Origin of the sequence: Aestuariivirga sp., assembly GCF_020252395.1 — a bacterium.
In the GTDB taxonomy this organism is placed as follows: Bacteria; Pseudomonadota; Alphaproteobacteria; order Rhizobiales; family Aestuariivirgaceae; genus Aestuariivirga.
Map to the genome: position 1 here is coordinate 140,703 of NZ_JADCDB010000009.1, position 6,469 is coordinate 147,171.

General features: G+C 64.5%; 7 protein-coding genes and 1 tRNA gene. 7 read left to right on the forward strand and 1 reads right to left on the reverse strand.

Translation table 11 applies throughout. The features are described from left to right. Positions 1-38 precede the first annotated feature (38 nt). The 7 genes from IOC82_RS06780 (at position 39) to IOC82_RS06810 (ending at position 6,137) form a co-directional block, all read left to right on the forward strand. On the forward strand, positions 39-1,661 hold the full coding sequence (locus IOC82_RS06780; RefSeq protein WP_290545420.1) for a DUF3300 domain-containing protein: 1,623 nt from the start codon (positions 39-41) through the stop codon (positions 1,659-1,661). A 25-nt stretch (positions 1,662-1,686) separates the two neighbouring features. Next, on the forward strand, positions 1,687-2,628 hold the full coding sequence (locus IOC82_RS06785; protein WP_290545421.1) for a DUF2950 domain-containing protein: 942 nt from the start codon (positions 1,687-1,689) through the stop codon (positions 2,626-2,628). 378 nt (positions 2,629-3,006) lie between these two features. Next, positions 3,007-3,216 (forward strand): cold-shock protein, encoded by a 210-nt coding sequence (locus IOC82_RS06790; RefSeq protein ID WP_290545422.1) that lies wholly within the window; start codon positions 3,007-3,009, stop codon positions 3,214-3,216. 121 nt (positions 3,217-3,337) lie between these two features. Further along, on the forward strand, positions 3,338-3,625 hold the full coding sequence (gene rpsU, locus IOC82_RS06795) for a 30S ribosomal protein S21 (RefSeq protein WP_290545423.1): 288 nt from the start codon (positions 3,338-3,340) through the stop codon (positions 3,623-3,625). 96 nt (positions 3,626-3,721) lie between these two features. After that, positions 3,722-4,045, forward strand: a complete 324-nt coding sequence (locus IOC82_RS06800) for a hypothetical protein (RefSeq protein WP_290545424.1) — start codon at positions 3,722-3,724, stop codon at positions 4,043-4,045. A gap of 88 nt (positions 4,046-4,133) precedes the next feature. Then, a complete protein-coding gene (locus tag IOC82_RS06805; RefSeq protein ID WP_290545425.1) occupies positions 4,134-5,810 on the forward strand; it encodes a hypothetical protein in 1,677 nt (558 codons plus the stop codon). A gap of 111 nt (positions 5,811-5,921) precedes the next feature. Further along, positions 5,922-6,137, forward strand: coding sequence for a hypothetical protein (locus IOC82_RS06810; protein ID WP_290545426.1), 216 nt, complete (start codon positions 5,922-5,924; stop codon positions 6,135-6,137). Between the two features lie 56 nt (positions 6,138-6,193). On the opposite strand, the gene IOC82_RS06815 is transcribed toward IOC82_RS06810, so the two are convergent. Further along, positions 6,194-6,268: transfer RNA gene (locus tag IOC82_RS06815), tRNA-Glu, on the reverse strand. Between the last annotated feature and the right edge of the window lie 201 nt (positions 6,269-6,469).

The window sequence follows — 6,469 nt, forward strand, 5'->3', positions numbered from 1 at the left end:
CGCGGGGTCGGCAGTCCGCGAAATGAATGAGAGACGACATGGACAAGACTTTCCTGAAGCGCCTGCTGGCCGGGCCGCTTCTGTTCTCCGTCGCGGCGGCGGTTGCGATGGGTTCCGCCTCCGCCCCGCTGCGCGCCCAGACTGGCCCGGTGCCAGAGGCCGCCCAGGCCGAGGCCGAAGAGGCCCCGATGCCGCTCTCGCCCGAGGAAATGGATATCCTCGTCGCACGCATTGCGCTTTACCCGGATGAGCTGGTCGCGCTGATCTCTGCTGCCTCGCTCTATCCTCTCCAGATCGTGGAAGCCGAACGCTTCCTCGATAATTCCAAGGCCAAGAAAGGGCTGAACCCCAAGGCGGCCTGGGACGGCAGCGTGATCTCTCTGCTCAACTATCCCGAGATCGTCAGGATGATGGCCGACGACCTCGACTGGACGCAGCTTTTCGGCCAATCGATCGTCAACCAGCAGGAAGACGTTCTCAACTCCATCCAGCAGCTGCGCGAGCAGGCGGTGGCCAACGGCGTCATCAAGACCGACAGCAAGGTGAAGGTCACGAAGGAGGCCGACAACGGCCGCCAGAACATCATCATCGCACCCGCCAGCAGCGAAGTCATCTACGTGCCGCAGTACCAGCCGGAGATGCTCTACGAGCCGGACTACGCCTATGTGCCGGTGAGCTATTACCCGGATCCCTATCCCTATTACTGGAACCCCGCGGCGGCCTTCTTCGCCGGCGCGGTGACCGGCGCAATCTGGACGGCCGCGGTGGACTGGGACAACGGCTTCTGGGGCTGGGGCTGGAACAACCACTGGCACGGCAACGGCAACAACTGGGGCAACGACATCGACATCGACTGCAACAAGTGCATCATCGGCAGCGACTTCAACGGCAAGCTCAACATCAACAATATCGATTGGCGCAACGTCGACCGCAGCAAGATCAAGTACGACAAGAACCAGTTCAACAAGCTCAGCAACACCAATATCCGCAACGAGGTCAGGAAGAACGACCTCACGAACTTCGACCGCAACAAGCTGGGCAACAACAAGACCGGCAGCAACAACAAAGGCAATCTCCAGCGCCCCGCCACGCTGCCCGCCAAGGGCGGCCTGCAGACCAAGGACATCCGCAAGAGCACGCTCGAGGGCCTGAACAAGAAGCCAGTCCAGGGCTTCAAGCCCACTGACAAGATGGCCCGGCCCGGCAATGGCGGAGACATCGGCGGCCTCGGAGGCGGCAATCTCGCCAAGCCGGGCACTGGCAACCCCGGCGGAAAGCCTGACAAAGGCAATCTCGGCAATCTCGTTAAGCCCGGCACAGGCGGCATGAACGTCGGCGACATGGCGCGCCCGGCGGACAAGATGGCGAAGCCCAATCTCGATCGCCCCGTTGGCAAACCGCGGCCCGGCGCCACGAAGGACGTCAGGCCGCCGATGCCTTCCCCTATGGGCGAGGTCACGCGCGGCCGTGACGCGCAGATGCAGTCGATGCGCGGCAACAAGTCGATGGGCGGCGGCGGCATCAACCGGCCGGACTTCAACCCCGGCGGAGGAGGCGGCGGCAAAATCAAGGGCGGCGGCGGGGGCGGCGGCAAGAAGTTCGTCCCGGCCAACAGGGGCGGTGGCGGCGGTGGCGGTGGCGGCCGCGGCCGCCGGCGTTGACCGGGCAGGAAGAGAGGCCAGGATCATGATCAACACCAATCTCGTTTCCACACTTCTGCTCGGCACGGCCGTGGTATTCGGCCAGCTGGCCGCGGCCTCTCCGGCCTTTGCCATCAGCAATGAGCTGCAGAGCTACGTCGGCCCGGAGCCCACGTTGTTCGACACGCCCGAGGCGGCGATCGCCGCCTTCAAGGACGTGATGGCGAAGGGCGACATCAATGCGATCTCCGCTCTGCTCGGGCTCGACGCCGCAAAGGTCGCGAAGTCGGAGGATATCGAGGGCACGGTGAAGCAGGTGCAGGAAGCCGCCTCCGAGGGCATCTCGGTTGAGGAGGAAGAAGACCAGCGCGTGCTCGACCTCGGCAAGGAACTGTGGCCCTTCCCTTTCCCGGTCGTGAAGGGCGAGGACGGCAAGTGGGCCTTCGACACCGTCGCCGGCCTCGAGGAAATCGTGAACCGCCGCATCGGCGAGAACGAGCTGCACGCCATCGACACCATGCGTCTTTATGTTCAGGCGCAGGAGGATTACGCCACCGAGGACCGCGACGGTGACGGCGTGCTGGAATTCGCGCAGAAGCTGATCAGCAGCGAAGGCCGCACGGACGGTCTCTACTGGCCGCCCGAACAGGGTGATGGCGAAAGCCTGGTGGGGTCCGCCCTCGATGCCGCGGCCCTCGACAAGGCCAAGGCGGGCGATGGCTATTTCGGCTATAAGTTCCGCATCCTCAAGCGCCAGGGCGGCAACATTGCCGGTGGCGCCCATGACTATGTGGTGAACGGCAATATGATCAGCGGATTCGCGCTCCTCGCGTGGCCCGCCAGATATGGCGAGACCGGGGTGTCGACCTTCGTCGTGAACCAGGCCGGCGTGGTCTATGAGCGCGACTTCGGACCCGGCACGGACAGCATCGTGCCGAAGATCCTCAGCTTCAATCCCGGCGGCAAGTGGGACCTCGCCTCTGACTGATCGAGTCAAACTCCGCACGGCCGTCCGGCGCTCGCGGCTTTCGCCGTGCCGTGCGAGATCCTTCCGATCCTGACCCGCTTCGCTGCCGCCCCAAAAATCCGCGCCGCAGCGGCCGGACCCAGTCAAGTTTCCGCAAACGGCGCGTCATTGCGCGCTGCAGGGCGCATCGTGGCAAGATCGTGGCATTTTCAGTTCGCTGACGAATTGCCTTGCATTGCCGGCGCCGCCCGCCTATATCCCGATCATCGAATTTTGGCCTGATGGCTCGGACCTGCGCGCGCGCTACGCCGCGATCGTTCCCCTCTCTTCCAGAACATCGGTGAATGGACCTGCAATACCGCAGTCCGTTCGAGACCCTATATCGATCAAGGATCTACTGTGCAAACAGGTACTGTTAAGTGGTTCAACGCCCAGAAGGGCTTCGGCTTCATTGAGCCAGTGGGTGGCGGCGGCGATGTGTTCGTTCACATCAGCGCTGTCGAGCGCGCCGGAATGACTGGCCTAAACGAAGGCCAGAAGATCTCCTTCGAGATCGTGACCGACAAGCGTAACGGCAAGTCGTCCGCGGACCGCCTCCAGGCGGCCTGATCATATCCAGAGCCTTCTTTTCCCGCGAGCCACGGATGTACTGGTGGCGGGACTGGAGGAATCGAGGAGCGCCGGTGTCCGCACCGGCGCATTCTTTTTGTTGAGAGCCAGGAGGCACCCCATGAAAATCTTCGTGAAAGACAACAACGTCGACCAGGCCCTGCGCTTCCTCAAGAAGAAGATGCAGCGCGAAGGCCTGCTGCGCGAGATGAAGGCCCACACCTTCTATGAAAAGCCCTCGGAGAAGCGCGTGCGCGAGAAGGCCGAGGCGGTACGCCGGGCCCGCAAGCTGGCCCGCAAGAAGGCCCAGCGTGAGGGCCTGATCCCCATGCCGAAGCCGAAGCCACGTCCGGCGCGGCCCTCCAATCCTTTCGCCGCCTCGGCCACGCCCAAGCCGCCCGCCGCCTGAGCCCTCCGCGGCGGATCGGCCCTGCCGGGAATTTCATTTTTCCGGCTACCGCCGTGCTGCTATATTTTTTCGCGTTCCGAAGCAGGAGATTTCAGCATGCGGATCATAACAACGATCCTGATGAGCGGTGCGGCGCTCGGCGCCGCGGCCGGCATGGCCTTGGCTGACGGCACGGTGGATCTCGGCAAGCTCGCCGCCAAGGCCGCCCCGGCGCCGCCTTCCAGCACGTGGTTGATGACCATTTCCAGGACACCCAACCTCGAAGTGCCGGGCCTGCCGATGACCACCAAGGAAAAGAACCGCGAGGGGACGGCGGCCACCACGCTGCGCATCTTGCCCGCCACCGGTGGACCGGCCAAGGGCAGCGTCTCGTGGTCAGGCTACACCCGCGCTGGCGCCGTCTATCACGGCTCCAACTAGACTGCACCGGGCCTGCCGTTGCAGGGTTGACCTCCGTGGGACAGGCCAATAAGCCCTGAACCAGATCATGCATCCCGCGGGAAGCCACATGCAGACTCACGCCAAGATCGTTGCTGCCCTTCGCAGCGGCGATACGGTTTCAGCACTTGCGGATATCGAGAGCCAGCTTGCGGCGGAACCGCGCGACAGCGATCTCCTCGGCCTCAAGGGTCTGGCGCTGGCGCTGGGCGACCGGCTGGACGATGCCGTCGAACCGGCGCGCCACGCCGTTCTCGAGGCCCGCGCGCCGACACAGCGCCTCAAGCACGCCGCGAACCTGGCGCGCCTCCTGGCCAAGGCGCAGCGCGGCAGCGACATCGCCGGCATCAGCGAGATGAACCTGCCGCCCCTCGCCGGGCTTGCGGAGGGTGACCTCGACGCGGCCGTGCTCGCGGACATCTGCAATCCGCTGCTGCTGGCGGGCAAGCATGACTTCGTCGCGAACTATCTTGCGCCGGTGCTGGACAGGCCCGGTACGCCCTGGGAAGTGGAACGGCTCTGGCTCGCCGCCACGCTGCAGGCGGAGAAACACGCCGAAATCCTGACGCGCTTCAACGCCGCTTCATATCGCTGGCGCGATTGGCCCGAGGCCATCGCCCACGCCTGCAGCGCAGCCGCCGCACGCGGTCTTCAAGCTGAATGCGCGCAGCTCTACTGCGCCTACCTGGCGCAGGCCCCCTTTTACGTGGCGCAGCGCCAGCCCTCGCAGATCATGACGGTGGTGCACATCGCCGACTCGCCCGCGATAGGGGCGCTCACGGAGCCTGTCCGCGAGCAGCATTTTTCCGGCAATTACCCAAGCCAGCTGTACGCGCGCTGCGCCGGCCGCTATCGCTTCATGTCGGTGTTCGCCGCCAGCCCGCCGCGTTCCGCAGCGGGCGAGCTGGGCCGCGGCGAGCCTGCCATCACGCTCAACAACTGCGTCAACGGCGAGGCGCTGAAGCGCGGCGCGCTGGCGAAAGTCGAGGCGCATCAGCAGGCGCTTGGCCTTGCCGTGGTCAATGCCGCCGAAAAGGCCGTGCACTGCACGCGGGTGGAGACGGCGGAGCTGGTGCGCGGCATTGCCAACCTCATCGTGCCCAAAGCCATGCGCTTCCGGCTGGACCCGCAGCTGTTGCAGGCGCTGCGCCAGCGCATCAAGGAACTTTTCGCCTTCCCCGTCATTCTGCGCTCCGTGGGCGAGCAGGAGGGCGCCAACATCCACCTCGCCCGCAATGACGCCGGGCTTCCGGCCATCTTCTCGGAACTGATGGCGCTGGGCAGCAAGGATTTCTACGTCATCGACTATGCCGGTGTGGAGCATGAGAACGGCTTCCACCGCCGCATCCGCGCCGCCTTCGTCGAAGGCATACCCACCCTGATCCGCGCCGACTATGACGACCAGTGGATGGTGCGCGGCCGCAAGTTCGACCGTATCCTCGATCATTATCGCCGCGACCGCGCGCTGTTCGACCGGGCCAATGCCGTGGTGGAGCAGCCCGAACGCCTCGGCGATGCGGCGTGGAAGACGCTGCACGAGATCGGCCGGCGCATCCCGCTCGACATTTTTGGCATGGACTTCGACGTCGACAGCCAAGGCCGCGTGGTGTTCTTCGAGTCGAACGCCACCATGCTGCTGCTCTCCAACGCGCCGAAGGACCTGGACTATCCGCAGACCGCCCAGCAGGCCTTCCTGGAGCGTGTCGACAGCCTTTTCATGAAGCGTGCCGGGCTGACGCCGCGGTGACTTCTTCATCGCCCACCATGGCCTTCCCGTGCAGGCCGCCCTCGCCATGCCGCCGGTGATCCTGCCGATCCGAGACTGCGCGCTTCCCTCCGGCGCCTGTCTTGCCGCGCAATGGTCATCAACGCCCCCTTCATGGAGCACGCCGGCATCACAGGCGCTTTCGTCGAGATCTTTTCCGCAACCGCCGGGCAACAGTCCAACATGGCCAGAGCGGGATTGTGGGAACGGGGCCCGTTTGCGGTCAAGCCCAAGATTGCGCCATACGCCGCCTTGCCCGAAAAAGTGATTGCCAGGCCGGAGGAGCGCGCTCAAACCTTCCGAGGATGATCGGTTCTGCGGCACATGGAAGCAAGAGTCGAGCCGGGATTATCGGCTTCAGAACTTGGCGCTCCCTGCGGGAATCGAACCCGCCTTTGCAACGTGAGAGGCTGCCGTCCTAACCGATAGACGAAGGGAGCTCCCCGCAGAGTTGGCTTCCTATATAGGGGCTCCTCGGCCAGTGCAAGCCCCTCAGGGGCCTGTGTCGGTAGCACACGATATGACCGGTTTAAGTAGCACACGATCTGTCCGGTAGGCTGGCCCTTTTTTGGGGGTCAGCATGAGCCGGACGGAAGCCCGAAGGGTTGTGCGAATGATGAAGTTCATGAGCGTTTTTGGCC

Coding starts and splice junctions, on each gene's coding strand:
- IOC82_RS06780 (WP_290545420.1), top strand. CDS start 39: ATGGACAAGACTTTCCTGAAGCGCCTGCTGGCCGGGCCGCTTCTGTTC.
- IOC82_RS06785 (WP_290545421.1), top strand. CDS start 1,687: ATGATCAACACCAATCTCGTTTCCACACTTCTGCTCGGCACGGCCGTG.
- rpsU (WP_290545423.1), top strand. CDS start 3,338: ATGAAAATCTTCGTGAAAGACAACAACGTCGACCAGGCCCTGCGCTTC.
- IOC82_RS06800 (WP_290545424.1), top strand. CDS start 3,722: ATGCGGATCATAACAACGATCCTGATGAGCGGTGCGGCGCTCGGCGCC.
- IOC82_RS06805 (WP_290545425.1), top strand. CDS start 4,134: ATGCAGACTCACGCCAAGATCGTTGCTGCCCTTCGCAGCGGCGATACG.
- IOC82_RS06810 (WP_290545426.1), top strand. CDS start 5,922: ATGGTCATCAACGCCCCCTTCATGGAGCACGCCGGCATCACAGGCGCT.